Source organism: Flagellimonas ulvae, assembly GCF_049333175.1.
Classification (GTDB): Bacteria; Bacteroidota; Bacteroidia; order Flavobacteriales; family Flavobacteriaceae; genus Flagellimonas.
The window spans coordinates 2,424,321-2,448,829 of record NZ_CP186325.1; the positions used below are offsets into that span (position 1 = coordinate 2,424,321).

Here is a 24,509-nt window from a genome sequence, read left to right on the forward strand (position 1 = left end):
ATAAAGTTCTTTTAAAGGTAAAATCATGCTATTTTGTTAATTTAAGCCCTTAACACAAAACCATTACAGATATGAAAAAAGTGATTTTTATCCTTCTTGTTGCTTTTATTTCTTCGGGAACCGTAGTTTCTTGTAAGGAGGCTACGAACAAAGCAAAAGAAGCTTCTGAAGAGGCTTCAAAGTCTTTGGAAGAAGCTGGGGAAGACCTTCAAAAAGCTGCGGATGATGCCTCTGATGCACTGAAAAAAGCAAGTGAAGAAACCGAACAAGCTTTGGATAGTCTCAAAAAAGTAGGTGAGGAAACCATGGAAAAAGCCGAAGAAGCAGGTAAAGACTTAAAAGATGCCGCGGAGAAAGCGGGCGAGGATTTGAAAAAAGCTGCTAAGGACGCCAAAGAAAAAATGGACAATTAGTAAAAATATGCAAATGAAAAAAGGCCTTGAAACAGGGCCTTTTTTTTAAAAACTGTACCCTAATCCCAAAACCAAATTAGTCCCGGGAGCAACAATTCCAGAAGAATAGGTCCTATATCTTTGGTCCGTTAAGTTCTCAAGGCTCAACGTACTCTTTAATGCATTGGTAATTTGATATTGTGAACGAAAGTTTAGGGTGTACCATGAGGGAGAATATGGATTTCCTGTATCATCCGTAGCATAAATAAACGGTTTGCTTCTTTCAGAAAGAGCCAAATCTTCGAATGCTATTTCTCCATTGTAGTTTAGAAAAAAATCTGCTTTTACCTTTTGGTTTTGCCATATCAAATGGACATCTGCAAAAGTAGGTGCAACATGACGTCCCGCAGAATCTACTCCACTATCGTCTTCTTCTATACCTTCTGTGATGGTTAGATTGGATGAAAGCGACCAATTTTCAGTTAGAAAAGCATCCATTCCAAGCTCAAAACCATATATATATGATCGTGCAGCATTTTGAATAGCCTGTACGTTGCTTAATTCACCATTGAACTCTACCTCCCGTTGACCGTTGAATTCAAAATCCCGTCTTACTAAGGCATCCACTAAATATGTGTAGTACGTAGAACCCTTGAGCACCAACTTATCATTGAAATTTTTTCGAATCCCAAATTCGATGTTATATGCGTACTCAGGTTCTAGGTCTGGATTGGGCACCACTACGGAGCCAGGCTCAGAATCAAAGATTTTTCCAATGTCATCAATATTTGGGGCCCTAAATCCTGTAGAGCCGTTCATAGTAACTTGAAAATCTGCTTTTGGAAACCAACTAAAACCAATACTCCCCGTGAGTGCTCCCGTTATAAGGTCCGCTTCGTCAAAGGGAAATTGAAAAAAAGTATCGTCAAATTGTGCATCAACCCAAACTTGGCTGTACCTCAATCCGGATAGCAGCGTAAAATTGGGTTTCAGTTTATATTCACCGTTAACGTACCCTGCAAAGGTTTGCCATGTAGACCCGTCAGGATATCGTGAGGCGGATGCTGAGACCTCATCTGTTTCTATGTTTCTTTGGCTGCCTTGTGAGCTGACCTTATTAAACAAATATTCCGCTCCATAATAGAGTCGTAAATCTCCTATTTTTTTATTTTCAAAGTCTAAATTTATAGAGAGGGCATCCACATTTTCCTCTGTGGTAAAACGTGTAGTTTCCTGAAATCTGCGCTCATTCCGACTTTCTTCAAAATGCTGATAAGCGGTTGTAAGCTTTACACCATCATAAAATTTGTTCTTCCCCTTTTTTGTGATTTGAAAATTCCCCATAAACCACTTCTGGGGTCCATAAAACCACTCGGCGGCACGCAATCCAGTACCATCACTATTTGGACGAATTAACCTATCGTATCTAGAATAGTCAGATGTTTCAGAGTAATAAAGCCCAAAATCATAATTCCATGTCTTGTTGGGTTTATAGGTAAATTTTTGAAGAAAGTTGATTTGATCATAGCCTGAAGGAACCTGTAGTCTCGGATTTTCATTTTCTACCAAAACATCAATACCGTTCCTTCGTTCCACAAAACTATTTCGAAGGTATTCCACTGGACCATGACGACCCATCCTCAAATCATCAAAATTGTTGTAACTAAAACTAGAATAGGCTGCCCATTTTTTCTGCCCAAAATTGATGTCGAAATGTCCCGTATTTTCATTGTTCGCAGATGCAAAACGGTAGGACGCATTTCCAGAAACCGTTAAGCTATCTGTAAAGGAAAATCTAGGTTTATGGGTAAAGAAATTCATGACTCCTCCTATGGCGTCACTTCCATAAATTACAGAGCCAGGGCCAAAAATAACTTCCGTGTTCTTTATGGTAAAGGGGTCGATTGAAATTACATTTTGAACATTTCCGCCTCTAAATATTGCGGTATTCATGCGAACCCCATCTACGGACAATAGTAAACGATTGGTAGCAAAACCGCGAATCATTGGGCTCCCCCCTCCTAATTGACTTTTTTGAACGAAAACCTTCCCACTGTTCTGTAATAAATCTGCTGAAGTTTGTGGATTGGTAAAAGAAATGCTTCGTGCGTCAATGGATTCAATTTTTTGGGGAATGTCACTTTTCTGCTGTTCCCACTTAGAAACCGACATCACTACTTCTTGTAACTCTTCCGGTTTTAAATTGAGATAAATACGATTTCCCCGCTTTGCAATCTGTGCTTTGGTAGATGTAAAAATCTCATAGCTAATGTGTTTAAAAGTAATCCTTTCGTTGTTGGAAAAAACGCTGATATCACATTTTCCATCAAAATCAGAAATAGCGGTTTTGGATTTGTCCTTGTTATATGCGGCTATATTAATCACAGGGTTGCCCGTCTCGGCATCCAAGACCGTTATTTCTTGGGAGAAAGCTGAAAAAGATGCCAAAAAAAGAATAAGGACACATCCAACTATGCTGCGCATATTATTCAAAAACTGCGTTTAAAACTTCCAGGGACTTGGGTTTTCTGAATCCGTGCAAATGTAGCTGAAAATACAGAATAACTTTTTTCACGAGTTCACGCCTCTGGGGTTTGCCTATTTTTATTGTTGGAAGTGCATCAAAATTTATGCCCAACAGCTTTTTGAACTCTATTAAATTTTCTCCCTGGATTATTGGATTCAAAGATGGTGTTGAATCAAAACTCCCTTCCTGCAAATCAAAGTAAGGAGAATGGGAAAAAGAGGTATCAGGATAAAATCCCAAATACTTGGTCAAGTTCAATAAAAAAAGCAAGTGGAAGTTGGCATTTACGGAATGCTCATCCAACCATAGAAGGCTGTATTCCAAGAAATTATAAAGCGCCAAATCTTGTTCATGTTCTTGAATGGAATTTCCTAACATTTCAGCCAAAAAAAGAACAAGGCTGTTTTTTACAATGTCAGTATGTAAAGAAGCGTAAGGATGTTTCACTTTTGCCTCTCGAATATTTTCAAGGGTCCCCTTGTTTTTATGATTGGCCACAATTTCCAATTGCATCAATGGTAAAAAGTAGGCGGCTTTTAACTTTCCTTTTTTGGAGGCCAAAACCCCTTTGAGCAAATACGACTTTAATCCATCAGACTCGGTGTAGGCCTTTACGATAAGACTGGTATCCCCATACTTTAGGGAAGAAAATACTATGGCCTTGGTAGTAACTTGCATTTATCTCAAAAAAAACAGTCTTAAAACAAGGTAAAGATAAACCCTGTCTTAAAACTGTTCTATAAATTGTTTTGACTAGCTATATTACCCCTTGGGCCAACATGGCATCCGCTACTTTTACGAATCCAGCAATATTAGCTCCTTTTACATAGTTGCAATAGCCATCTTCCATACCATATTCTATACAAGAATCATGAATGTCCTCCATAATCCCCTTCAAGCGCTCATCTACTTCTGCCCTAGTCCAGCTTATACGCAGTGAGTTTTGGGACATCTCCAATCCTGAAGTGGCAACACCACCAGCATTGGAAGCTTTTCCAGGTGCAAACAATATTTTTGCCTCGTGGAAGGCATGAATCGCTTCTGGTGTTGAAGGCATATTGGCTCCTTCGGCGACTGCAATACATCCATTCTTAATTAAAGTAGCTGCATCATCTCCGCCTAACTCATTTTGCGTGGCACAGGGTAGGGCCACATCACAGGGGATTTCCCACGGTGTTTTGCCTTTATGATATTCAGCAGATGGATACTTCTCTGCATACTCTGATATTCTTCCTCGCCTGTTGTTTTTCAAATCCATGATATATTCTAGTTTGTCCATGTCTATGCCATCTTTATCATAAACATAGCCTCCAGAATCTGAAACTGTAAGCACCTTGCCTCCTAGTTGCAGCACTTTTTCAGCAGCAAACTGAGCTACATTACCTGAACCTGAAATAACCACGGATTTTCCTTCAAATGAATCATTCTTTGTTTTCAACATACTATCCGCGAAATAGACAGTTCCATATCCAGTAGCTTCAGGGCGAATCAAAGAACCTCCCCAGGAAATGCCTTTTCCAGTAAGTACGCCAGTAAACTCGTTCCTTATTTTTTTGTATTTCCCAAAAAGAAATCCTATTTCTCGTGCACCTACTCCTATATCACCCGCTGGCACATCTGTATTTGGACCTATATGACGACTCAATTCAGTCATAAAAGCATGGCAAAAACGCATTACTTCGTCATCAGATTTTCCTTTAGGGTCAAAATCCGATCCTCCCTTTCCACCACCCATGGGCAGGGTGGTCAAACTATTCTTAAATACTTGTTCAAAGGCCAAGAATTTCAAAACACTGGCGTTTACTGTAGGATGGAAGCGAAGTCCCCCTTTATATGGACCAATGGCCGAATTCATCTGAATACGATATCCACGGTTTACATGAATCTCTCCTTGGTCATCTACCCAGGCTACTCTAAATGAGATTAGTCTTTCTGGCTCGACCATTCTCAAAAGTATGTTCTTGCCATGGTAGATATCATGTTTTACAATGTAAGGTATGACGGTTTCAGCAACTTCCTGAACTGCTTGGATGAATTCTGGTTCGTGGCCGTTACGACTCCTCACCTCATCCATAAATGCTTTGATTTTTGCTTCCATAAAGGATTGGTAAATTGTTAATTGATGTTCCCGAAACGGGCTCTTTTTTATCGAATTAGGAATTTGACGGCAAAATTATGCTATTTAAACAATTTAACCCTTGTTTTGTGAAAATTTTGCAATTTCGGATTATCCTATGGCTTGTTCCAAATCCGAAATCAAGTCATCCGCGTCTTCAATACCTACACTCAAACGAATCAAAGCATCTACCACTCCGCTTTTTTCACGTTCTTCTTTTGGGATACTGGCATGGGTCATACTAGCTGGGTGTCCTGCCAAACTCTCAACTCCTCCCAACGATTCCGCCAAGGTGAAAATCTTTAAGTTTTCTACTATCTTGATAGCATCCTCATAACTACTTCCTTTGGGAACAAAAGAAATCATACCGCCAAAATTATCCATTTGACTTTTCGCAATATCATGATTTGGATGGGTTTCAAATCCTGGCCAATACACCTTTTCTATTTTTGGATTCTTGGCCAAGTATTCAGCTATCACTTTACCATTTTCGCAATGCCTTTGCATACGCACATGTAGAGTCTTGATTCCACGAAGGGTTAAAAAACTATCCATAGGGCCACAGACTGCGCCACTAGCATTCTGAATGAAATATAATTTATCGGCTAAATCCTTATCATTTACTACCAAAGCCCCTACTACCACATCACTGTGTCCGCCTAAATACTTTGTTGCGGAGTGCATGACTATATCTGCGCCCAAATCCAACGGTCTTTGAAGATATGGAGTGGCAAAGGTATTGTCAACGGCCAAAAGTAAATTGTGCTCTTTAGCCAATTTAGAAACTCCTACTATATCAATAACGTTCATCATGGGATTGGTAGGAGTCTCAACCCAAATCAACTTAGTTTTATCATTGATATGAGATGCAATGGTCTCTAGGCTTTGCATACCTATGAAATGGAAGGTGATCCCATATTTTTCAAAAATCTGCTTGAACAGTCGATAGCTTCCTCCGTAGAGGTCATTTGTAGAAACCACCTCATCTCCTGGGTTTAACAACTTAATCACTGCATCAATGGCAGACAACCCACTTGCAAAAGCCAAACCATATTGTCCGTTTTCAATACTGGCCAAAGAATTTTCCAAGGCCGTTCTGGTTGGATTGGCACTGCGGGAATATTCAAACCCCATATGTCCACCGGGTGTACTCTGTGCATAGGTGGATGTCTGATAAATAGGAGGCATCACCGCACCATAAGCTTTGTCAGGATGCTGTCCTCCATGAATGGTCTTGCTGTTGAATTTTAAGTCTTTACTGCTCATTTTGTTTTGATATGCGAACAAAGGTATCGTTATCTTTTGGAGTAATCAACGAAGTCTTATTTTTGAAATGCCTTAAACAACAAAACATGAAAAAAACCATCGGCATACTTTTGTTCATTTTGCTCCTCCTTGGTTGTGAAAATGAAGCTAAACTTACTTTTGGAACTTTTGAGTTGTCCAACGCATCATGTGAGAGCTGTTCACAAATTGAAATAAAACTTCCGGAAGCATTGGATGATAGCTCAATTTCAAAAGCCATAAATAACGCTTTACATGAGGAAGTAATCGCACTGCTCTCTTTTAACGAGGACATAGAGATAGCATCCATTAATGATGCCGTTGAGTCGTTTACTTCGAGTTTCAAGGAGTTAAAAGAAAAGTTTCTAGATGAAGTCCCTTGGGAAGCTAAAATAAATGGTGATATTGTTTATGAAGATGCCAACATACTTACCTTGGTAATCAATGCATATGTCTTTACCGGAGGGGCGCACGGATACAGCTCCACTTCATTTTTAAATTTTGATAAGCTAAAGGGAACAGAATTAGAAAATTGGGAGCTGTTTGAAGATGAAGAAGGTTTTAGCCACTTCGCTGAGTCCAAATTCAGGATTCAAGAAAAAATTCCTCAAGATGGAAATATTAATACCACAGGTTTTATGTTTGATGGCGATGTATTCCATTTGGCAGAAAATATAGGCTATACCCCAGATGGTATACAATTGGTCTATAATCAGTATGAAGTAGCTTCCTATGCCGATGGACCAATCGTATTGACCATTCCCTATGCAGAGTCAAACAAGTATCTAAAACGGGATATCCAACGTTAATTTACCACCTAGATATTCTCTAAAACATTTTTACATATCTAAAAATATAAATATGTAGATATTTTAATTATATTTGCTTCATGAACATTGTTGAAATCAGTAAAGTCTTAGCGAACCAAACTCGGGTGAACATTCTAAAATGGCTAAAAAACCCCGAAGCAAATTTTCCTCCGCATCAAGAAATTGACCATTTTGATGATGGGGTTTGTGTTGGATTCATTCAAGACAAAACCGGATTATCGCAATCCACTATTTCAACCTATTTAAATTCTATGCAAAACGCCAATTTGGTAATCCCCACCCGACATGGCAAATGGACGTATTACAGACGAAATGAAGAAGTAATCCAAGCCTATTTTAAAGCATTGCAACAGGAACTGTAATTTTTTTTATAACATATCGAGATTTAGCGAAATATAAATTTATTGATTATGGAAGAGTGTATTCCTTGCGAAAAAATCACACAACAGTACTACACAGGAACAAAAAAAAGAAGCATAGTCAAAGTCTTGTTTGACTTTTTCAATTCTCACCCCCTTGAGGATGCAGAATTTATGAGTAGAGTAAAATAAAAATCAAAAAACATGAAAACTATAGGAATAATTGGAGGAATGAGCTGGGAATCCTCTAAGTTTTACTACGAATACATTAATCGTATTGTAGCGGACCAATTAGGAGGCTCCCACTCCGCAAAGATTCTAATGAGTTCAGTTGACTTCTCCGATATAGAAAAACTATCCTTTGAAGATAATTGGGATAAAATTGGAGAGCTTATGGCTCAAGAAGCAAAACGATTGGAGTCTGCTGGAGCGGATAGTATCATTTTGGCCACGAATACCATTCACTTGGTAGCCGAATACATTGAAGAGGCTATTTCAGTTCCATTTTTGCATATCGCCAAAGCTACAGGAGATGCTATCAAGAAAAAAAGTATTTCAAAAATTGGTTTGTTGGGCACCCGTTTTACTATGGAGCGGGATTTCTATACTAAAATCCTGACAAACGATTTTGGTTTGGAAGTATTGATTCCATCCGAAGAGGAAAGAACGTATCTCCAGAATTTGATTTATGGGGAATTGGTAAAGGGTCAATTCACCTCTGAGGCCAAAGAAAAATGTTTGGCAATAATAGAAGGATTGAAATCAAAAGGCGCTCAAGGGGTCATTTTAGGGTGTACCGAGTTGCCGATATTAATTCCAGAAAAAGAGGTTACCCTTCCTTCTTTTGATACGACCATGATACATTCTTTGGCAGCTGTTGATTTTGCAACCTCTTAATTTTTGAAAAAATGAAAATACTGATTATTGGAGGAAACGGAACCATTGGAAAGAAAGTAGCAGCACATTTTCAGACAGAACATCAGGTGCTAGTTTCAGGCAGAAAAAGTGGAGAAATTCAAGTCGATATTTCTTCAACGCCTTCCATTGAAGCCATGTTTCAACAGATTGGCAAAGTCGATGCCATTGTATGTATAGCAGGAGAAGCCAAATGGGATAGCTTTAGTGCTTTGACCGAAGAAGATTACTATATAGGAATTAAAAGTAAACTTATGGGACAGGTAAATCTCGTAAGAATCGGTCTTTCTTATTTAAATCGCAAAGGCTCTATTACTCTGACTACTGGAATCTTAGCAGATGACCCTGTTGAAAATACAGCAAGTGCTGCCATGGTGAACGGCGCAATTCATAGTTTTGTAAAAGCTGCATCCTTGGAACTGGAAAACGGTAACCGCCTGAATGTGGTTTCTGCGGGAATGGTGGAAGATGCTTATCAAAAATACCGGAATTATTTTCCTGGACACTCCCCAGTCCCAATGGACAAGGTTGCCAGAGGATATGGAAGAAGTGTAATGGGAAAGGATAATGGTAAAATTATTCGGATTTATGAATGATCAAATCAATTGAATATGAAAAAGATATATTACTTGGAATCCTGCAACACATGTCAAAGAATCTTAAAGGAATTGCAACCTTTGGATGATCTTGAACTCCAAGAAATAAAAACACAACCCATAACCCCTGCACAGCTGGAACAAATGAAAAACTTGGCTGAGAGTCATGAAGCTCTTTTTAGCAGAAGAGCCATGTTGTTTCGCCAAAGAGGATTACATGAAAAGGAACTTACCGAGCAAGATTACAAAGACCTGATATTGGATCATTATACCTTTTTGAAAAGACCCGTTTTGATATTAGATAATCAAATTTTTATCGGAAACTCCAAAAAAGTGGTTCAAGCCGCCAAGGAAGCATTACACGGATGAACAAACGCACATTGGCCATATTGGCCGCTGTTGGGGCCACCACCATTTACGGCATAAACCATACCATTGCCAAAGGGGTTATGCCTACCTATGTAAAGCCTTTTGGATTTATCATGCTAAGAGTGGTTGGTGCTACAGCCCTCTTTTGGATTTTTTCATTGTTCGCTCCCAAGGAAAAAATAGAAAAAAAAGATTGGCTCAGGGTTCTTGTATGTGCCATACTGGGTATGGTTATCAACATGCTTGCCTTTTTTAAAGGACTACAGCTATCAACACCAATTAATAGTGCTGTTTTGGTCACCATAACCCCAATTATCGTAGTGATTTTATCCGCACTATTTCTAAGCGAACGTATAACCATCAATAAAGGATTAGGTATTTTCCTTGGGTTTGTTGGTGCATTGGCCCTCATTTTGTTTGGTGCCGAAATAAGAGGTGATGCCCCAAATATTCCATTGGGCAACTTCCTCTTTATTGTGAATGCAACTTCCTACGGAGCTTATTTGATTGTGGCCAAAACCTTGATTGAAAAATATCACCCCTTTACTTTGATGCGTTGGCTTTTTACCATTGCGCTCATTATCAATTTCCCGATAACGTTACCCGAGTTTTTGGAAATACAATGGTCATCCATGCCTCTATGGGTTTATGGTTCCATTGCTTTTGTGGTAATAGGAACTACCTTTTTGACCTATCTTTTCAATGTTTTTGCATTGACACAATTAAAAGCATCCACTGTGGGTGCCTTTGTTTACCTACAACCTCTTTTTGGAATCTTTTTTGCTCTTTTTTCAGGAAAAGACCAGTTAACTTTGGTGAAAATATTGGCCACCTGTTTGGTTTTATTCGGAGTGTATTTAAGCAGTAAAAAACCCAAGCCAAGACCCTAGTTCTTTTCTTTCTTTAAAGCGTATTTTTGATTCTCATGATGAGGATGTCTTTTAGGTGCTTACTTTTTCTTTCAATTCTAGCTTTTGTAAGCTGTAATGAATCGGCCAATTCAAAACCAAAAGTTACGGTAGCTGTTGCTGCCAACATGCAGTTTGCCATGAAATCAATTGCGGACAGCTTTTCCAACAAAACAAACATTGACTGCGAGCTTATTTTGGGATCATCAGGAAAACTTACCGCCCAAATTCAACAAGGTGCGCCTTATGATGTTTTTATATCAGCAGATATAAAATACCCAGAAGAATTACATAGAACCCAAAAAACAGAAGGAAAGCCGAAGATTTATGCTGAGGGGAAATTAGTACTTTGGACAGTATTGGAAGAGTTGACTCCTTCTCTTCCTCTGCTTCAGACGGATACCGTCCAGCATATAGCCATAGCCAATCCCAAAACAGCGCCTTATGGCGTAGCTGCGCTGGCCGTTCTGAGAGGTCAACCGTTTTATGAAAGCGTGGTTGAGAAACTGGTATATGGTGAAAGTATTGCACAAACCAACCAATTCATAACTTCAAAATCGGCTGAAATTGGCTTTACCTCCATGGCGGTTGTGCTTTCAGCAGAAATGAAAAACAAGGGTCATTGGATTGCCCTTGCAGAGGAAGCTTATCCAAGACTTCTTCAAAGTGCGAGCCTTATAAAGAAAGAAAACGGTGCTTCTAATGAAGCACTTGCTTTTTATGATTTTCTCTTCTCCCAAGAAGCCCAAAAAATACTGAGACTATATGGATATTCTATCCCCAACTGAATTCGCTTAGGCTCATTTAAAGTCGTTTTAAAATAGCTAAATTGTACAACCTAATTTACAACCGAAATCTATGATTTGGGACCCTTTGCTACTTACTTTAAAATTGGCCTTGGCCACCACATTTTTGCTGCTCATCATATCCATCCCTTTGGCCTCATGGTTGGCACAAACCAAATCAAAATTGAAGCCTGTCATCGAAACCTTGGTCAGCATGCCTTTGGTTTTACCTCCTACAGTACTTGGGTTCTACTTTCTGGTTGCATTTAGTCCAGGAAATGCCTTTGGAAATTGGCTAAACGACTGGTTCGGAATAAAACTGGTGTTTTCTTTTCCTGGGCTGGTGTTGGCTTCCATCCTATACAGTTTGCCTTTTATGGTGCACCCCATTCAATCGGGCCTTTCCAGTATTTCACCTTCTCTTAAAGAAGCTTCGTATTTAATGGGAAAATCCAAGTGGGAAACTTTGACAAAAGTATTATTGCCCAACATAAAACCTGCAGTATTGACTGGAATTGTCTTGGCCTTTGCACACACCATTGGGGAATTTGGTGTTGTTTTGATGATTGGCGGAAACATTCCAGAAGTCACCAAAGTGGCATCCATTGCTATTTATGATGAGGTTGAAGCCTTGAATTATGGGGCGGCCAACTTTTATTCTGCCATTCTTTTTATAACCACATTTGCCATTCTACTTTCGGTTTATCTTATAAATGGTAGATATATTAAACCCTTTTGGAAATGATGGATATTCAAATCCAAAAGAAACTCGACTCACCCTCTGGCAACATGGTTCTCGATGTGGGTTTTACCATTGAAGAAGGTCAAATGGTGGCCTTGTTTGGAGAATCTGGAGCGGGCAAAACGTCCTTACTTCGTATTTTGGCCGGATTGCTTCAACCTGATAAAGGCAGAATTTCGGTACATGAAAGAATATGGTTTCAATCAGAGCCTAAAGTCATCAACATAAAACCTCAAGAAAGAAATGTTGGTTTTGTTTTTCAAGACTATGCCCTTTTTCCCCATATGACGGTGCTTGAAAATTTACAGTTCGCTGCTGGAAAGAGAAAAAATAGCAACCTGCAGCATCTTATAGAATTGAACGAGCTTGGAGATTTGAAGCATAAAAAACCAAAAAACCTTTCTGGAGGACAACAACAACGTGTGGCACTGTCCAGAGCTTTAGCTCAACAGCCTAAAATTTTGCTCTTGGACGAACCCCTTTCGGCTCTTGACGATAACATCAGAAGAAAATTGCAAAAACATCTCTTGGAAGCGCATAAAGAGTACAAATTGACCACCATTTTGGTGAGTCATAATGTTGAGGAAATCATTAAGCTATCTGATTGGGTTATAGAACTCCACCACGGTAAAATAGTTGAACAAGGCCATCCCCACCAACTGTTTGCTTCAAAGGAAATCAATGAAGACTTTAAAGTAACTGCAGAAGTACTGTCCATTGAATCTAGTGGTGATTCTTTTATCGCTCAACTTCTTGTTCAAAACCATGTCCTGAAAATGTCTTTCTCCCAAAAACAAGGTAAATCCATTCAAAAGGGCGATAGAATTGTTTTGGCCTCCAATGATTTTAAACCAAACGTCTACAAAAAATAGCTTTTACAAATCCTTTGGGATTTTGACAAACTTTCTAGTATCCGCTTTGGTCAAGACTTTAAAGCTAGCTTCCTTTTCCATTTTACCAAAGGCATCCAAAAATTCTTGTGGAAGACCGATGAGTTTACGTTCTTTTAAATCCATCCATGCTCCCATCATTTCACATCGGGCAAAGTTTTTCCCGTCGCTGTTGTAAAAATTGTGTTCAAATTCAAAGAACATTCCATCCTCACTCAACCCTTGAAGACCTAAGGAGACCTTTATCGGTTTTCCAGGGAAAACTTCCTTGAAATAGTACATATGTTCGTAAAAGACCACTGGGCCTATGTTGTGTTTGGCCATGGATTTCTGATTAAACCCCAAAATCCCAAGATAAGCCATACGCGTATGGCTCATATAATTAATGTATGCCGAATTGGCCAAGTGTCGATTCGCATCCAAATCGCTCCATCGAATATCAAATTCCTTAAAAAACATAGTCGGTTATTTGTTATGCATGCATAATAATTGTAAAATTATCATAGTTTTGGATATAGATACCCATCTATCCCAAAAATCGACTTATTTTTAATGATACTTTAACACGAAACCATGTCTCAAAAAGCTGAATTCATCAAAGATCTTGCGTTGCCAGTGGTAGCAGCCCCCATGTTTTTAATCTCCGGTCCAAAATTGGTGATTGAGTGTTGCAAAAATGGAATAGTAGGGACGTTTCCGGCACTAAACCAAAGAAGCAGCGAAGGATTTGAGGAGTGGTTGATTGAGATAAAAACCTCTTTAAAAGCTTTTGAGAAGGAAACTGGGAAGAAACCCGCTCCCTTTGGAGTAAACCTCATCGTACATCCGACCAACCCCAGATTGGAAGCGGATTTGAAGTTGTGCATCAAACATCAAGTGCCCCTAATCATTACTTCGTTGGGTGCGGTAAGTCAGGTTGTGGATGCGGTTCATAGTTACGGTGGATTGGTTTTTCATGACGTCATCAAAAAAAGACACGCACAGAAGGCTGCGCAGGCAGGAGTAGATGGTCTCATTTTGGTTGCCGCAGGAGCTGGGGGACATGCAGGGAGTATTAATCCCATGAGTTTGATAGCAGAGGTTAAGCAATTTTTTGACAAAACTATTTTACTATCTGGATGTATAAGCACCGGTAGGGATGTGGCATCCGCGATGCAAATGGGTGCCGATTTAGCCTATATGGGTACTCGTTTCATTAATTCCGAAGAAAGCAAGGCGCCTGAAGAGTATAGGCAAATGATTATTGATTCAGGGGCAAGTGATGTGGTCTATACCGCTGCCATTTCAGGAGTGCACGCCAATTTCTTGGCTGCAAGTTTACAAGCTGCTGGAATTTCTGAAGAAGATTTGAAAAAAGACCAAAAGATTGATTTCGGCAAGGAACTGGATACCGAGGCTAAAGCTTGGAAAACGATATGGTCCGCTGGTCAGGGCGTAACGACCATTGAAAATGTTATGCTAGTATCGGAACTCGTCCAATCCTTAAAAACCGAATTTAAGGAAGCCATTGAGGAACAGACAAAACTTTTGGAGGTCTATCCTAAGGATTAACCTGTTTTCTCTGTCAACTTAATACTTCGCAATCGACTTATGTTCATAACACCACAACCAGTTCTCATTGGGTTCCGCAGAACTAATGACATGATGATTATGAGAAGTTGCATGTTTACTAGCATGTTTGTTAGGTGAGCTATCACAGCATAACGTAATTCCACAGTCTTGGCAGGTCCTTAAGTGGACCCATCGGTCTCCAGTTTTTACACACTCAGCACATTCATATTTATCCGCTCGCTTAACTTCAGTGATTGCCTCAAGGTGTTCGCATTTTTTTGTTCTCATAACCATTACCTAAAAATACAATAAAGGTGTCTTAGTTTGTTAGAACCCACTTCGAATAGATAAGATTTCTTTATTTTAGTTCATAATCTGTCCAAATGTACATTAAACGCAATATCAGTTGGGAAATCGTTCTCAGATATAGTTGGAAGAACCTGATCTTTTTTACTGTATACGCCCTTATTATTTTCGGCGTTTACTATGGTTTAAATTGGACCTTTATTGACCTTCCCTTTCAACCCCTTAGCGTAATTGGCATAGCAGTCTCTTTCTATATTGGTTTTAAAAATAGCCAGAGCTACGACCGTTTTTGGGAAGGCAGAAAAATTTGGGGGGGCATTGTCAACTATAGCAGAACCTGGGGTATAAGGGTGCTCTCCTTTGTTCAGTCAGATGACCCTGAAGCAGACAAAAAAATGCAACAACAAATGATTCTTCGTCATGTCGCTTGGCTGAATGCTTTACGGGTTCAACTGAGGCAGCCAAGATCTTGGAGTATTAAGGAAGGTAAGGCGGTTGAGCGTGTTTTTGATAAACACGGCGAACGAAACATCTCCTGCAACGAAGCCTATCATTTTGTGAGCATGCGAGAGTTCAGTGATCTGAAAAAAAGAGTCAATCCGGCCACCCATTTGGTAAAAAATCAAGCCCTTGATGTGACCAAACTAAGGGAGGATGGAGTGATTGACGGTTTTCAGGAAATCCAATTACAAGCAGTTTTAGAGGAGTTCTACAATTTACAAGGAAAGTGCGAACGCATAAAAAACACCCCTTTCCCCAGACAGTATGCTTTTTTTTCAAAGGTGTTCACATGGATTTTCGTGTTATTGGTACCTTTTGGTCTGCTCAATGTTTTCGAGGCGCACAACCAGGATTTTGGCGTAGATGGTATGGATTGGTTGATTTTTCTGCAAATCCCATTCTCCGTTTTGATTTCTTGGATTTTTGTCACAATGGAAACCGTTGGGGACAATAGTGAAGATCCCTTTGAAGGTAGAATCAATGATGTACCGATGACCGCATTGTGCCGAACCATTGAAATTGACCTAAGGGACATGCTTGATGAACAAGAGCTACCTGAGCCTGTTAAACCCAAAGACAATATTTTGTATTAATGCCCTTAGTCACTTCTAGGTATAGTCCTCCCCATTTTTTCAAGAACGGCCATATCTCAACCATATATGCTGGTCTAGTAAGGCAAGTAAATGGCTTTAATCAGCAAAGGGAAAGAATTGAACTTATGGATGGCGACTTTTTGGACTTGGATTGGAGCTTTTCAAATGACAAATCAGACAGACTGGTCATTCTACTTCATGGATTGGAAGGAGACGCCCAACGACACTACATAACCGGTAGTGCTAAACTGTTCAATGCCAATGAATTTGATGCATGCGCGGTCAACTTTAGAGGCTGCAGTGGCGAACCCAATCAATTATACAGGTCATACCATTCTGGAGCTACGGAGGATTTAACGGAAGTCATCAATCATATTTTAGAAAACAAAAAGTATGCTTCAATCCATATCAAAGGCTTTAGTTTGGGCGGCAATTTGTTGCTGAAATATTTAGGAGAACAAGAAGGTATACCCAAGGAAATTAAAGCTGCAGTAGCTGTCTCCGTACCTTGCGATCTTCATTCTTCATGCGAGCAATTGCTTTCTTCCAAAAATATGCTCTATGCGAAGCGTTTTAAAAGAAACCTACTTCAAAAACTTCGTCAGAAACAAAAACTCTTCCCGGAGTTAATCTCAGATGCTGAAATCAAATCAATAATCACTCTAAAGGATTTTGATGATGTGTATACCAGTAAGGCCCATAATTTTAAGGATGCCATGGATTACTACACGAGCTGTAGCTCTCTTCAATTTCTTAAAACAATTGACATACCAGCCTTAATCATCAATGCCAAGAATGATTCTTTCCTAGGAGCTACCTGCTATCCCTATGAAGAAGCTGATAAAAACCATCACTTGTATTTGGAAGTTCCTGCCTATGGAGGACATGTTGGGTTTTGGGGAAAAAACAACATCACCTACACAGAAAAAAGAGCCTTGGAGTTTTTCATGAAAAACTCCAGTTAGCATTTACCTGCTATTCCCTATCTTAGTGTCTTCGTTAATGTCATATCCAATTTGAAGCAATCACCATGAAAAAAGCAATCCTATTACTGGCTCTTGGAGCATTTGTTGTAAGCTGCGGAGGAAAAAAAGAAGAGAAAAAAGACGGTTTTGAAGTAAGCCGCACTAAATCCGAAGATAAAAAAACGGTAGCCAATGAAGGCGTTCCGGTAGATTTGAACAACAAAGGGATTGGCCCAATCAAAGAAGTATCTTTTCCGGATGAAATCGATACCGAGATGGCGGCCCGTGGAGAAGCTCAGTTCAACGCTATTTGTGTGGCCTGCCACATGGTGGACCAACGTATGATTGGACCTGCCATGAAAGGGGTTTATGAACGAAGAAGTCCGGAATGGGTGATGAACATGATGTTGAATCCTGATGGTATGCTCAAAGAGGACCCTATTGCCAAAGCTTTATTGAAAGAGTATAACAATGCCATCATGTTGAATCAGAATCTTACTGAAGAAGAAGCGCGTGATTTGGCTGAATATTTAAGAACCCTATAATACTTAGTTAGAGCGGGTTTTTAATATTCTTTTTTATTGTAATCCTTATGGATAACCTCGCTATAGTCGATTATAAACCTTCCGATTTTCAATCTTGGCTAGATATGTCCCTAATACTCTTCAAGGACTATCCCGCTGAGGAAACTGAATTTGAGCTAAAGCGCATGGCAGATAACCCGAAGTACAAGACTTTTATGGGAAAGTCTGGGAACACTTCAATTGGATTTGTCACGGTTTCCATAAGAACAGACTATGTGGAGGGTTCGAAAACCTCTCCAGTAGGCTATGTTGAAGCCATATATGTGGATTCCAATTATCGAAAACAAGGGCTTGCCAAACTTCTATTTAAAAAAGGCGAACATTGGACCAAACTTCAAGGCTGTTCCGAAATTGGCTCAGATACCTGGGATTGGAATACTGCAGCTCAGGACTTTCACCAAAAACTGGGCTTCCAAAAAGAAGATGTTCTGGTCCATTACATCAAAAAGATTTCTGGCTGAGGGCTATTTTTATTCCAGTCGTGCGATGAAACCCCAGTTCATAGCTTGTTTTCTTCCCAAATAACGAGGATTTGCATCTTGCCACTCGTCATCCGATCGTATCCAGAACACCAGTTTGTTGTCACCCTCTTTTAAGGATAACTGTATTTTTTCCTCACCATCCATCACACGCATAAAATTACCTGTGTCGAGTTCACGGCCAAAAAATACCACCTGATCGTTCAAGACCATCAATAAAACCTGAGTGTAATCAAAGGCCAAAGTAGCCTCTCGGTCAGATTCCGAAACAATATTGGTTTTTGCAAAAATGGACTCCTTGGGGTGGTCAAAGTAACGCGCCAAATTCACGATTCCATTTTTACTTGCCTTGATGTTTTTCCATGTATGGTCTTTCTCAGCATCATTCAACCACTCATAAAATTGCCGCTGGGAGTAAATATTGCCTTCTAATTGCTCTGAGATTTGCCAGTCAGTTAAATACGAATTTGGGTTCTTGACCTCCTTAATCGAAAATGGAGTGGTCAATTTCTTGACTTCAATATTGGCAAAATAGGCCTCGGCAAAACTGGTCTTCAAAAACAAAAACCCTTCTCCCGTCTCATCCTGTAGGAGTTCCACTTCCATATTTGGACTTTTTTCATCATTAATAAATGCTCTCATCTTTTTATCAAACACCTCTACTCGCAAATGGAACCATTCCTCTGGTTTGAATTCAGCTTTTGTTTCATAAATCGGCATATTGTATATCTGCCATGGTAGAGCGGCGTTGTACACGGGAGCATATTGGAGCGCATCTTCCTTTCCACCAGAAAACACTCTACAATAGAAAAACTCGTAATCAAATAAATCCTTCGCATGAAAACCCAATCCTGGCATGGCTTTGCCGGCAATGTCCATTTCGAGCACAAAATTTTCGAAAGATTTCCCTTCTAGTTTGGCAATCTTGTGCCTTCCCAACCGCAAAGCTTTTTTCCCTTTGTAATCGGTTATATGAAAATCAAGGTTTTGGTTGTTTTCATTATCAATAATCTTCCAATTTTCTGAGGTGAACTCGATTTTTTGCGCAAACATCGCTTCACTAGAAATCAATATCAGAAGTAAAAGTGTGGTCCAATCAATTTTTCTGTTAAAACGCTTCATGTGGTTGTTTTTTTCAAAATTCAGATAGATCTTACTGTAACAAACCATCAAAAACCGTTTATTTATAATCCAAATCCCGTTCATTTTTGAATTCACAATATGACCGCTGCTGAAAAAGACTTATTGAATAGTTGCATTGCCCAAATTATGGGCAGATACTTTCCTGAAAAAGCATCAACAAAACAGACTCTCGGACAAAGGGACTTGAATTACTTGGCGGACTTAATTGAGGAGAGGACCAATATCCGTATAAGTATATCCACTATGAAACGGCTTTGGAAAGGCGACTTCAGTAAAATGCCACACCCCAGCACTTTGGATGCTTTGGTCTCTTTAGTTGATTTTGAAAATTGGAATGCTTTTCGGCAGAATCAAGGGAACAGCTTCTCACAACCTACGTCAACCCAGGCTAAGCCCGAGAAACGCTTTTCAAGACCACTTTTAGCCCTATCGGTTTTGGGTGTAACAGCGTTGACATTTCTTTTGATATCCCTGGCAAATAAGAAAAAAGAAATCGTAGTTCCCGAAGGAGTTTCTTTCTCGGCCAATAAAACAGTAGCCTTCAATGTACCCAACTCGGTCATTTTTTCTTATGACCTGACTGGAATTGAAGCAGATAGCTTTTTTATACAGCGTTCTTGGAATCCGATGCATAAGTCAGCTATACGTCCAGAAAAGAAAAACTTTTCAGAAATCTATTATTATCCAGGCTTCCATTGGGCGAAGTTGATTGCCAACGACAGTGTCATCAAAAAAACACGTGTCCATGTCAAAACTGACGGCTGGTTCGCCACTGCGAAATCGAAGAGGATGCAGGATATTCCATTTTATCCAAATCAAGAAAACATCATATCGGAAGGGAATTTGAACGTTGAGGAACTAGATTTACAAAAAGCTGGCTACGACCCAAAACAGAATTTGATTCTGTCTTTTTTTAATATTAGGGAATTTGAAAATCTTCAAAGCCAATCATTCATACTTGAGACGAGGGCAAAGTTTGAAGATGTCCAAAATTTAACTTGCCCCTACATGGAAGTGACATGGATTGATGAAAAGGACGTTTCATGGGTAGGACTCATTGATAAAGGCTGTGAAAGCAACTTAAATCTAAAACTTAGTGATACCATTTTAATGGGGACAGAAAACGATTTCTCAAAACTTGGCGCTAAACTAGATGAGTGGCAAACCATTAAAATTATCTGTCATGAAGGAACCTTCAAGCTATATTTGAATGATATTTTGGCCACGGAAACCGAATTCACTGGAGCAACAGGAAAGATTATGGGCCTGATTTTTACCTTCACTGGAAAGGGGGCCATTGATTACGTATCTTTAAAAGATATAAACGGTAAAGTTTTGTATTCTGATGAGTTCAATGATAGATAAAACCTGCATTCCCATTTTCTTGCTAATTTTTAGTCTTACCCTGCATTCCCAGTCCATTGATGGGGCATGGGAAACGGTAATCCCCAATGATGATGGTTGGGAAACGCAGCATGTAGTGATTATTTCAGACGGTTTTGTATCCGAAGCTTTTTTTGAAAAGGATTCTGGAAAATTTATGGGTACTTGGGGCGGTTCCTACGAAGCCAAAGATGGAAATTTTAACTGCACCTATGAATTCGCAACTTTTGACCCCCAATTGGTTGGTACTTCCCAAAGTTTGGAGTTTAAACTCATAGATGGGAAAATGCATCTAGAGGATAAAGTTTGGACTCGTATTGATGATGGTTCTCCAGGAGTGTTGAACGGAGCATGGTTAATTTCGGGAAGAATGCGAGAAGGTAAAATTCAACAGCGTGATACAAACCGACCTAGAAAAACCATGAAAATCTTATCCGGTACTCGATTTCAATGGATTGCCTATAATACCGAGACCAAAGAGTTTATGGGAACAGGTGGAGGAACCTATACCTCGGAAAACGGAAAATATGTTGAAAACATAGGATTTTTCTCCCGCGATGATTTAAGGGTTGGAGCCAGTCTTTCCTTTGACTTTAAATTGGAAGATGGTAATTGGCATCATTCTGGCAAAAGCAGCAAAGGTTCACCCATTTACGAAATTTGGAGTCCACGAAAACAATAATAGCATGCTACAAAAATTAGGATTCCTTCTCATAGTTTTTCTTTTAGCCAACCCTATGAAATCTCAAGAATTACCTTATCGAGAAATCCCGGACTACCCTTCCGACTATGGCCCTGGAAATATTGTGTCTCGGATGATTGATGGTTTGGGATTCCGGTTTTACTGGGCAACCGAAGGATTAACAGAGAAAGACTGGAGCTATAAACCCTCCGAAGAGTCGAGAAGTGTTTTGGAAACTTTACAGCACATTTACGGGATGTCCGAAATGATTCTTAACGCACCAAGTGCCACACCTAACATTCGACCCACTGATTTTTCTAAATTGACCTACAGCGAATTGCGAGAAAAGACCTTAATCAATCTCAAAGCGGCCAGCAAAGCGATGCTTGGAAAACAAGCATCTGATTTTGAAGATTTTGCGGTAATCTTTCAAAGAGGAGAAAAACAAACACCATTCCCGTATTGGAATCTAATCAATGGGATGCTTTCCGATTGTATCTATCATACCGGGCAGATTACCATGCTTCGCAGGGTAACCGGAAATCCTATCAATCCAAGTATTAGTGTGTTTACAGGTAAAGTACAAAGTAACTAAATCTCGTATCTGTAACAAAAGGCTTTTTTCAGACACCTATAATTAAAAGTAATACTTATGGGTTCAGCAAGTCAACCTATGTTAGTTGTAAAGGCTAATCGGGCTTTAGTAAAGAAAAGGCGCAGCTATAGCGAAATTAGGGAAGCCTATAAAGGCTATGCTCGTGATATACAACTGGAATTCAAAGAACTGACCCCTTTCGAACAAAAGAAAATAAGAGATAGAATTATCGCCCAAGCCAGAAGAGATAAAATTCAAGAAATAAAGCACTTTGTCTATGCTTTTCTTGTACTATGTTTTCTTGCTCTTATAACTTACCTAGTATTTTTTTAGGATTAGCCAATTTTAAAGTAGCTTCTGGAATACCCTAAATCTTATCTACCACTACTTTATAGGTCGGATCTTCCATTACATTGACTTCAATAATATCCTCCGCATTTTTTAGAAGGCGAATACAGTCTTTGCTCAAATGTCTCAAATGTATCTTTTTCCCTGCTTTGGCATAGCGTTCGGTAATCTTGTTCAGAGCCTCAATACCCGACATATCGGCTACTCTACTTTCTTGAAAATCAATGATTACTTCGCTAGGGTCGTTTTGAACGTCAAATTTTTCCGAAAACAGGGTTGTTGAGCCAAAAAACAAAGGGCCATAAATTTCATAGTGTTTTACTCCATTTTCATCTACATGTTTTCTTGCTCGAATACGTTTTGCATTTTCCCAGGAGTACGCTAGTGCCGAAATAATAACACCGAGTAAAACAGCGACCGCCAAATTATGCGTGATGGCAGTAATCAAAGTCACCAAAACCATAACTATAACGTCTGAATTTGGCATTTTCCTAAATGTTTTAAAGCTGGCCCATTCAAAAGTTCCTATGGCCACCATAAACATCAGTCCCACCAAAGCTGCCATAGGCAGTTGTTCTATCAAACTGCTGCCAAACATGATGAAAACCAATAGCATCACAGCAGCGGTAATTCCAGAAAGCCTTGCTCTTGCCCCAGACGAAGTATTGATCAAACTCTGCCCTATCATGGCACAACCTCCCATTCCAGATAGGAATCCGGAGAGGATATTTGCAGTTCCTTGCGCTACACATTCTTTATTTCCACTACCCCTTGTTTCCGTAATTTCATCAATAATATTCAGCGTCAACAAACTTTCTATTAAACCTACTCCCGCTACAATGGCCGAATAGGGAATGATAATCAGAAACGTATCCCACGTAAATGGAATTTTGGGTATAGATAATGGCGGAAACCCACCTTTAATACTTTCACCTTCTTGTATAGTGTCTGCAACCGTCAATGTATCAATTCCAAAGCCGATTACAACAGCGGAAACCACAACAATAGCAAGCAACGATGAAGGGAATGCTTTTGTCAGCTTAGGAAAACCCCAAATAATCAACATAGTCAAAAGCGTTAAACCCAACATGGTGTACAAGGGTGTTCCTGATAAAAGTTCTTCTGTTCCCTTCTCATAAAAATTGGGGAATTGCGCCATAAAAATGATAATGGCCAAACCATTTACAAATCCAAACATTACCGGATGAGGTACAAGCCTAATGAATTTTCCCAGACGAAGCAGTCCCGCTAAAATTTGAATGACACCGGCAATAATTACCGTTGCAAACACATAGTTTAATATTGTTGTGGGCTCAATTCCAGGAAAAGTCCGTTTGAGTTCTAAAATCAATCCTACGAAGATTACCGCCACAGCACCTGTTGCCCCGGATATCATACCCGGTCTACCTCCCAATATTGAAGTCACCAAAGCCAATACAAAGGCCGCATAAAGACCTGTCAATGGAGAAAAGCCTGGAATCAAGGCAAACGCAATAGCCTCCGGAACCAAGGCCAAGGCTACGGTAAGTCCTGATAAGACTTCTGTGCGATAATTTACTTTCTGCGAAAAATCAAAAAGGTTCAAGTACTTTTTCATTGCCCATGTTTTGAAGCCGGCAAAAATAGCACTATTCTGTAAAGTAGGGAGTTAGCTCACCTATTTTTATGGATTTAATAATCCTACCAAGCTGTTAGGCCTAGTAATCGTTCTCCCAACGGATTTAATTTAGCGGTTTCATATTTATCCCGCTCCCAATTTCTGGGGTCCCCTGGAAAAGCGTAGCCTTCTGGTGCAACTCGATTTTTCCATGAGTTGATTCGCCATTGCCTTAAAGATTCATTCTCCTCTTCCGCTGGCATCATAGAGATATATTGAGCAACACGCACCTTATTTCCAGATTTGTTCGGACGGATACCATGAGGCTGCGTACTGTTGAAAATCAACAAGTCCCCAGCTTCCATCTTTACTTTTACAATTTTGTCTTCCAAACCTGATATGTCTGGTTGAAAATGGTCCCTGTCTTCAGGTTGGGTCAACTTCCAAGTATCGTAATTACGATATAGCCATGGAATGCATTGGAATCCTCCCATATTTTCATCGGTTTGGTCGGCCAATGCTAAGACTCCTTGAACATTTTGAGGTTTAGTTTCAGGATCATAATCCCAATGGATGAAACCCTTTTTATCTACCCCAGGCTGCAATGGAAAATTTAAGTTAGCTCGGTCAATGGTTACCCATAGTTTTTCTGTGCCCCAAACATCCACAAAAGCATCATACACTTTTTGTGTCTGTCTGTTATTCCAAAGGTGCTGGTGGTTGTAGACCTCTACCATACCTGTACCTGTAAGCTCTTTCATTTTCATTTCAGCTCTTGGCGGTGCATACCAGGTCTCCGAATTGTTAGGGTCCTTTTCATCAAATTCCCATAAAAAGTCCGCTGTGGCCTTAGCTTGCTCCCTTGAAATAGCATTTTTTATAACGATATACCCTTCTTCTTTCCAAAACTTCCAGTCTGCCTCAGATAAAACTTTCAGCGGTTGTCCATTTGAACGATCATTAAGTTTTTGTGTACTACTTGTTGATGTTGAAGGATTGCCTGGAATTTCTTCATGAGCCTTATTGGCCATTTCCATTTTTTCTGCGCTGTCCATACATTTATTTTTAC

29 protein-coding genes are annotated in these 24,509 nt (G+C 39.6%); 19 read left to right on the forward strand and 10 right to left on the reverse strand.

The window, feature by feature from the left end:
* Positions 1 to 71 precede the first annotated feature (71 nt).
* Complete coding sequence (locus tag ACOKFD_RS11115) at positions 72 to 413, forward strand: hypothetical protein (RefSeq protein ID WP_422857995.1); 342 nt, start codon at positions 72 to 74, stop codon at positions 411 to 413.
* A 45-nt stretch (positions 414 to 458) separates the two neighbouring features.
* On the opposite strand, the gene ACOKFD_RS11120 is transcribed toward ACOKFD_RS11115, so the two are convergent.
* The 4 genes from ACOKFD_RS11120 to ACOKFD_RS11135 all read right to left on the reverse strand — a co-directional run bounded on the left by ACOKFD_RS11120 (position 459) and on the right by ACOKFD_RS11135 (position 6,301).
* Positions 459 to 2,876 (reverse strand): TonB-dependent receptor, encoded by a 2,418-nt coding sequence (locus tag ACOKFD_RS11120; protein WP_422857996.1) that lies wholly within the window; start codon positions 2,874 to 2,876, stop codon positions 459 to 461.
* 1 nt (position 2,877) lies between these two features.
* Positions 2,878 to 3,597, reverse strand: a complete 720-nt coding sequence (gene recO, locus ACOKFD_RS11125; RefSeq protein WP_422857997.1) for a DNA repair protein RecO — start codon at positions 3,595 to 3,597, stop codon at positions 2,878 to 2,880.
* Positions 3,598 to 3,676: 79 nt separating this feature from the next.
* Entirely contained in the window at positions 3,677 to 5,017 is a 1,341-nt protein-coding gene (gene gdhA, locus ACOKFD_RS11130; RefSeq protein WP_422857998.1) for an NADP-specific glutamate dehydrogenase, read from the reverse strand.
* A gap of 129 nt (positions 5,018 to 5,146) precedes the next feature.
* The gene (locus tag ACOKFD_RS11135; protein WP_422857999.1) at positions 5,147 to 6,301 is read right to left on the reverse strand and encodes a cystathionine gamma-synthase; all 1,155 of its coding nucleotides are present in this window, start codon (positions 6,299 to 6,301) and stop codon (positions 5,147 to 5,149) included.
* A gap of 86 nt (positions 6,302 to 6,387) precedes the next feature.
* Here ACOKFD_RS11135 and ACOKFD_RS11140 point away from each other — a divergent pair, with 86 nt between their 5' ends.
* From ACOKFD_RS11140 to ACOKFD_RS11165, 6 genes are all read left to right on the forward strand, one after another.
* Positions 6,388 to 7,128: a PdaC/SigV domain-containing protein gene (locus tag ACOKFD_RS11140; RefSeq protein WP_422858000.1), complete on the forward strand. Its 741-nt coding sequence runs from the start codon at positions 6,388 to 6,390 to the stop codon at positions 7,126 to 7,128.
* A gap of 80 nt (positions 7,129 to 7,208) precedes the next feature.
* The gene (locus ACOKFD_RS11145) at positions 7,209 to 7,511 is read left to right on the forward strand and encodes an ArsR/SmtB family transcription factor (RefSeq protein ID WP_422858001.1); all 303 of its coding nucleotides are present in this window, start codon (positions 7,209 to 7,211) and stop codon (positions 7,509 to 7,511) included.
* Positions 7,512 to 7,712: 201 nt separating this feature from the next.
* Positions 7,713 to 8,405, forward strand: coding sequence for an aspartate/glutamate racemase family protein (locus tag ACOKFD_RS11150; protein WP_422858002.1), 693 nt, complete (start codon positions 7,713 to 7,715; stop codon positions 8,403 to 8,405).
* Positions 8,406 to 8,416: 11 nt separating this feature from the next.
* Entirely contained in the window at positions 8,417 to 9,019 is a 603-nt protein-coding gene (locus ACOKFD_RS11155; RefSeq protein WP_422858003.1) for a short chain dehydrogenase, read from the forward strand.
* Between the two features lie 15 nt (positions 9,020 to 9,034).
* Positions 9,035 to 9,388 (forward strand): ArsC/Spx/MgsR family protein, encoded by a 354-nt coding sequence (locus ACOKFD_RS11160; RefSeq protein ID WP_298996541.1) that lies wholly within the window; start codon positions 9,035 to 9,037, stop codon positions 9,386 to 9,388.
* Positions 9,385 to 10,278 (forward strand): DMT family transporter, encoded by an 894-nt coding sequence (locus ACOKFD_RS11165; protein ID WP_422858004.1) that lies wholly within the window; start codon positions 9,385 to 9,387, stop codon positions 10,276 to 10,278. Before ACOKFD_RS11160 ends, ACOKFD_RS11165 begins: the two co-directional genes overlap by 4 nt.
* 13 nt (positions 10,279 to 10,291) lie before the next feature.
* Here the strand turns inward: ACOKFD_RS11165 and ACOKFD_RS11170 are convergent, their stop codons facing one another.
* Positions 10,292 to 10,426 carry a hypothetical protein gene (locus ACOKFD_RS11170; protein WP_422858005.1) on the reverse strand — a complete coding sequence of 45 codons (135 nt, stop codon included), beginning with the start codon at positions 10,424 to 10,426 and terminating at the stop codon, positions 10,292 to 10,294.
* A 10-nt stretch (positions 10,427 to 10,436) separates the two neighbouring features.
* Here ACOKFD_RS11170 and modA point away from each other — a divergent pair, with 10 nt between their 5' ends.
* The 3 genes from modA (at position 10,437) to ACOKFD_RS11185 (ending at position 12,695) form a co-directional block, all read left to right on the forward strand.
* Positions 10,437 to 11,084, forward strand: a complete 648-nt coding sequence (gene modA, locus ACOKFD_RS11175; RefSeq protein ID WP_422858006.1) for a molybdate ABC transporter substrate-binding protein — start codon at positions 10,437 to 10,439, stop codon at positions 11,082 to 11,084.
* A 70-nt stretch (positions 11,085 to 11,154) separates the two neighbouring features.
* The gene (gene modB, locus ACOKFD_RS11180; protein ID WP_422858007.1) at positions 11,155 to 11,826 is read left to right on the forward strand and encodes a molybdate ABC transporter permease subunit; all 672 of its coding nucleotides are present in this window, start codon (positions 11,155 to 11,157) and stop codon (positions 11,824 to 11,826) included.
* The gene (locus ACOKFD_RS11185) at positions 11,823 to 12,695 is read left to right on the forward strand and encodes a sulfate/molybdate ABC transporter ATP-binding protein (RefSeq protein ID WP_422858008.1); all 873 of its coding nucleotides are present in this window, start codon (positions 11,823 to 11,825) and stop codon (positions 12,693 to 12,695) included. Before modB ends, ACOKFD_RS11185 begins: the two co-directional genes overlap by 4 nt.
* A gap of 3 nt (positions 12,696 to 12,698) precedes the next feature.
* On the opposite strand, the gene ACOKFD_RS11190 is transcribed toward ACOKFD_RS11185, so the two are convergent.
* Positions 12,699 to 13,172, reverse strand: coding sequence for an acyl-CoA thioesterase (locus ACOKFD_RS11190; RefSeq protein WP_422858009.1), 474 nt, complete (start codon positions 13,170 to 13,172; stop codon positions 12,699 to 12,701).
* A 114-nt stretch (positions 13,173 to 13,286) separates the two neighbouring features.
* On the opposite strand from ACOKFD_RS11190, the gene ACOKFD_RS11195 reads away from it, so the two are divergent.
* The gene (locus ACOKFD_RS11195; RefSeq protein ID WP_422858010.1) at positions 13,287 to 14,264 is read left to right on the forward strand and encodes an NAD(P)H-dependent flavin oxidoreductase; all 978 of its coding nucleotides are present in this window, start codon (positions 13,287 to 13,289) and stop codon (positions 14,262 to 14,264) included.
* A gap of 18 nt (positions 14,265 to 14,282) precedes the next feature.
* Here the strand turns inward: ACOKFD_RS11195 and ACOKFD_RS11200 are convergent, their stop codons facing one another.
* Positions 14,283 to 14,558 carry a UBP-type zinc finger domain-containing protein gene (locus ACOKFD_RS11200; RefSeq protein WP_422858011.1) on the reverse strand — a complete coding sequence of 92 codons (276 nt, stop codon included), beginning with the start codon at positions 14,556 to 14,558 and terminating at the stop codon, positions 14,283 to 14,285.
* Positions 14,559 to 14,647: 89 nt separating this feature from the next.
* Between ACOKFD_RS11200 and ACOKFD_RS11205 the strand changes: the two genes are divergently transcribed.
* The 4 genes from ACOKFD_RS11205 to ACOKFD_RS11220 all read left to right on the forward strand — a co-directional run bounded on the left by ACOKFD_RS11205 (position 14,648) and on the right by ACOKFD_RS11220 (position 17,674).
* Positions 14,648 to 15,664, forward strand: a complete 1,017-nt coding sequence (locus ACOKFD_RS11205; RefSeq protein ID WP_422858012.1) for a bestrophin family protein — start codon at positions 14,648 to 14,650, stop codon at positions 15,662 to 15,664.
* Complete coding sequence (locus ACOKFD_RS11210) at positions 15,664 to 16,629, forward strand: YheT family hydrolase (protein WP_422858013.1); 966 nt, start codon at positions 15,664 to 15,666, stop codon at positions 16,627 to 16,629. The genes ACOKFD_RS11205 and ACOKFD_RS11210 overlap by 1 nt, the downstream gene beginning before the upstream one ends.
* A 65-nt stretch (positions 16,630 to 16,694) precedes the next feature.
* Positions 16,695 to 17,174, forward strand: a complete 480-nt coding sequence (locus tag ACOKFD_RS11215; RefSeq protein WP_106143659.1) for a c-type cytochrome — start codon at positions 16,695 to 16,697, stop codon at positions 17,172 to 17,174.
* A gap of 104 nt (positions 17,175 to 17,278) precedes the next feature.
* Complete coding sequence (locus ACOKFD_RS11220) at positions 17,279 to 17,674, forward strand: GNAT family N-acetyltransferase (protein ID WP_422858014.1); 396 nt, start codon at positions 17,279 to 17,281, stop codon at positions 17,672 to 17,674.
* Positions 17,675 to 17,683: 9 nt separating this feature from the next.
* Here ACOKFD_RS11220 and ACOKFD_RS11225 read toward each other — a convergent pair whose 3' ends face one another.
* Positions 17,684 to 18,814, reverse strand: coding sequence for a family 16 glycoside hydrolase (locus ACOKFD_RS11225; protein WP_422858015.1), 1,131 nt, complete (start codon positions 18,812 to 18,814; stop codon positions 17,684 to 17,686).
* A gap of 99 nt (positions 18,815 to 18,913) precedes the next feature.
* Here ACOKFD_RS11225 and ACOKFD_RS11230 point away from each other — a divergent pair, with 99 nt between their 5' ends.
* The 4 genes from ACOKFD_RS11230 to ACOKFD_RS11245 are packed head-to-tail and all read left to right on the forward strand — an operon-like array spanning position 18,914 to position 21,828.
* Positions 18,914 to 20,200 (forward strand): hypothetical protein, encoded by a 1,287-nt coding sequence (locus tag ACOKFD_RS11230; protein ID WP_422858016.1) that lies wholly within the window; start codon positions 18,914 to 18,916, stop codon positions 20,198 to 20,200.
* On the forward strand, positions 20,181 to 20,900 hold the full coding sequence (locus ACOKFD_RS11235; protein ID WP_422858018.1) for a membrane or secreted protein: 720 nt from the start codon (positions 20,181 to 20,183) through the stop codon (positions 20,898 to 20,900). The genes ACOKFD_RS11230 and ACOKFD_RS11235 overlap by 20 nt, the downstream gene beginning before the upstream one ends.
* A gap of 4 nt (positions 20,901 to 20,904) precedes the next feature.
* Positions 20,905 to 21,495 (forward strand): DinB family protein, encoded by a 591-nt coding sequence (locus ACOKFD_RS11240; protein ID WP_422858019.1) that lies wholly within the window; start codon positions 20,905 to 20,907, stop codon positions 21,493 to 21,495.
* Positions 21,496 to 21,552: 57 nt separating this feature from the next.
* The gene (locus tag ACOKFD_RS11245; protein ID WP_422858020.1) at positions 21,553 to 21,828 is read left to right on the forward strand and encodes a hypothetical protein; all 276 of its coding nucleotides are present in this window, start codon (positions 21,553 to 21,555) and stop codon (positions 21,826 to 21,828) included.
* A gap of 34 nt (positions 21,829 to 21,862) precedes the next feature.
* Here ACOKFD_RS11245 and ACOKFD_RS11250 read toward each other — a convergent pair whose 3' ends face one another.
* Both ACOKFD_RS11250 and ACOKFD_RS11255 read right to left on the reverse strand, forming a co-directional pair.
* Positions 21,863 to 23,440 (reverse strand): SulP family inorganic anion transporter, encoded by a 1,578-nt coding sequence (locus ACOKFD_RS11250; RefSeq protein ID WP_422858021.1) that lies wholly within the window; start codon positions 23,438 to 23,440, stop codon positions 21,863 to 21,865.
* A gap of 83 nt (positions 23,441 to 23,523) precedes the next feature.
* Positions 23,524 to 24,495: a phytanoyl-CoA dioxygenase family protein gene (locus tag ACOKFD_RS11255; protein WP_422858022.1), complete on the reverse strand. Its 972-nt coding sequence runs from the start codon at positions 24,493 to 24,495 to the stop codon at positions 23,524 to 23,526.
* Positions 24,496 to 24,509 lie beyond the last annotated feature (14 nt).

Coding starts and splice junctions, on each gene's coding strand:
- ACOKFD_RS11115 (WP_422857995.1), top strand. CDS start 72: ATGAAAAAAGTGATTTTTATCCTTCTTGTTGCTTTTATTTCTTCGGGA.
- ACOKFD_RS11120 (WP_422857996.1), bottom strand. CDS start 2,876: ATGCGCAGCATAGTTGGATGTGTCCTTATTCTTTTTTTGGCATCTTTT.
- recO (WP_422857997.1), bottom strand. CDS start 3,597: ATGCAAGTTACTACCAAGGCCATAGTATTTTCTTCCCTAAAGTATGGG.
- gdhA (WP_422857998.1), bottom strand. CDS start 5,017: ATGGAAGCAAAAATCAAAGCATTTATGGATGAGGTGAGGAGTCGTAAC.
- ACOKFD_RS11135 (WP_422857999.1), bottom strand. CDS start 6,301: ATGAGCAGTAAAGACTTAAAATTCAACAGCAAGACCATTCATGGAGGA.
- ACOKFD_RS11140 (WP_422858000.1), top strand. CDS start 6,388: ATGAAAAAAACCATCGGCATACTTTTGTTCATTTTGCTCCTCCTTGGT.
- ACOKFD_RS11145 (WP_422858001.1), top strand. CDS start 7,209: ATGAACATTGTTGAAATCAGTAAAGTCTTAGCGAACCAAACTCGGGTG.
- ACOKFD_RS11150 (WP_422858002.1), top strand. CDS start 7,713: ATGAAAACTATAGGAATAATTGGAGGAATGAGCTGGGAATCCTCTAAG.
- ACOKFD_RS11155 (WP_422858003.1), top strand. CDS start 8,417: ATGAAAATACTGATTATTGGAGGAAACGGAACCATTGGAAAGAAAGTA.
- ACOKFD_RS11160 (WP_298996541.1), top strand. CDS start 9,035: ATGAAAAAGATATATTACTTGGAATCCTGCAACACATGTCAAAGAATC.
- ACOKFD_RS11165 (WP_422858004.1), top strand. CDS start 9,385: ATGAACAAACGCACATTGGCCATATTGGCCGCTGTTGGGGCCACCACC.
- ACOKFD_RS11170 (WP_422858005.1), bottom strand. CDS start 10,426: ATGTTGGCAGCAACAGCTACCGTAACTTTTGGTTTTGAATTGGCCGAT.
- modA (WP_422858006.1), top strand. CDS start 10,437: ATGAAATCAATTGCGGACAGCTTTTCCAACAAAACAAACATTGACTGC.
- modB (WP_422858007.1), top strand. CDS start 11,155: ATGATTTGGGACCCTTTGCTACTTACTTTAAAATTGGCCTTGGCCACC.
- ACOKFD_RS11185 (WP_422858008.1), top strand. CDS start 11,823: ATGATGGATATTCAAATCCAAAAGAAACTCGACTCACCCTCTGGCAAC.
- ACOKFD_RS11190 (WP_422858009.1), bottom strand. CDS start 13,172: ATGTTTTTTAAGGAATTTGATATTCGATGGAGCGATTTGGATGCGAAT.
- ACOKFD_RS11195 (WP_422858010.1), top strand. CDS start 13,287: ATGTCTCAAAAAGCTGAATTCATCAAAGATCTTGCGTTGCCAGTGGTA.
- ACOKFD_RS11200 (WP_422858011.1), bottom strand. CDS start 14,558: ATGGTTATGAGAACAAAAAAATGCGAACACCTTGAGGCAATCACTGAA.
- ACOKFD_RS11205 (WP_422858012.1), top strand. CDS start 14,648: ATGTACATTAAACGCAATATCAGTTGGGAAATCGTTCTCAGATATAGT.
- ACOKFD_RS11210 (WP_422858013.1), top strand. CDS start 15,664: ATGCCCTTAGTCACTTCTAGGTATAGTCCTCCCCATTTTTTCAAGAAC.
- ACOKFD_RS11215 (WP_106143659.1), top strand. CDS start 16,695: ATGAAAAAAGCAATCCTATTACTGGCTCTTGGAGCATTTGTTGTAAGC.
- ACOKFD_RS11220 (WP_422858014.1), top strand. CDS start 17,279: ATGTCCCTAATACTCTTCAAGGACTATCCCGCTGAGGAAACTGAATTT.
- ACOKFD_RS11225 (WP_422858015.1), bottom strand. CDS start 18,814: ATGAAGCGTTTTAACAGAAAAATTGATTGGACCACACTTTTACTTCTG.
- ACOKFD_RS11230 (WP_422858016.1), top strand. CDS start 18,914: ATGACCGCTGCTGAAAAAGACTTATTGAATAGTTGCATTGCCCAAATT.
- ACOKFD_RS11235 (WP_422858018.1), top strand. CDS start 20,181: ATGAGTTCAATGATAGATAAAACCTGCATTCCCATTTTCTTGCTAATT.
- ACOKFD_RS11240 (WP_422858019.1), top strand. CDS start 20,905: ATGCTACAAAAATTAGGATTCCTTCTCATAGTTTTTCTTTTAGCCAAC.
- ACOKFD_RS11245 (WP_422858020.1), top strand. CDS start 21,553: ATGGGTTCAGCAAGTCAACCTATGTTAGTTGTAAAGGCTAATCGGGCT.
- ACOKFD_RS11250 (WP_422858021.1), bottom strand. CDS start 23,440: ATGAAAAAGTACTTGAACCTTTTTGATTTTTCGCAGAAAGTAAATTAT.
- ACOKFD_RS11255 (WP_422858022.1), bottom strand. CDS start 24,495: ATGGACAGCGCAGAAAAAATGGAAATGGCCAATAAGGCTCATGAAGAA.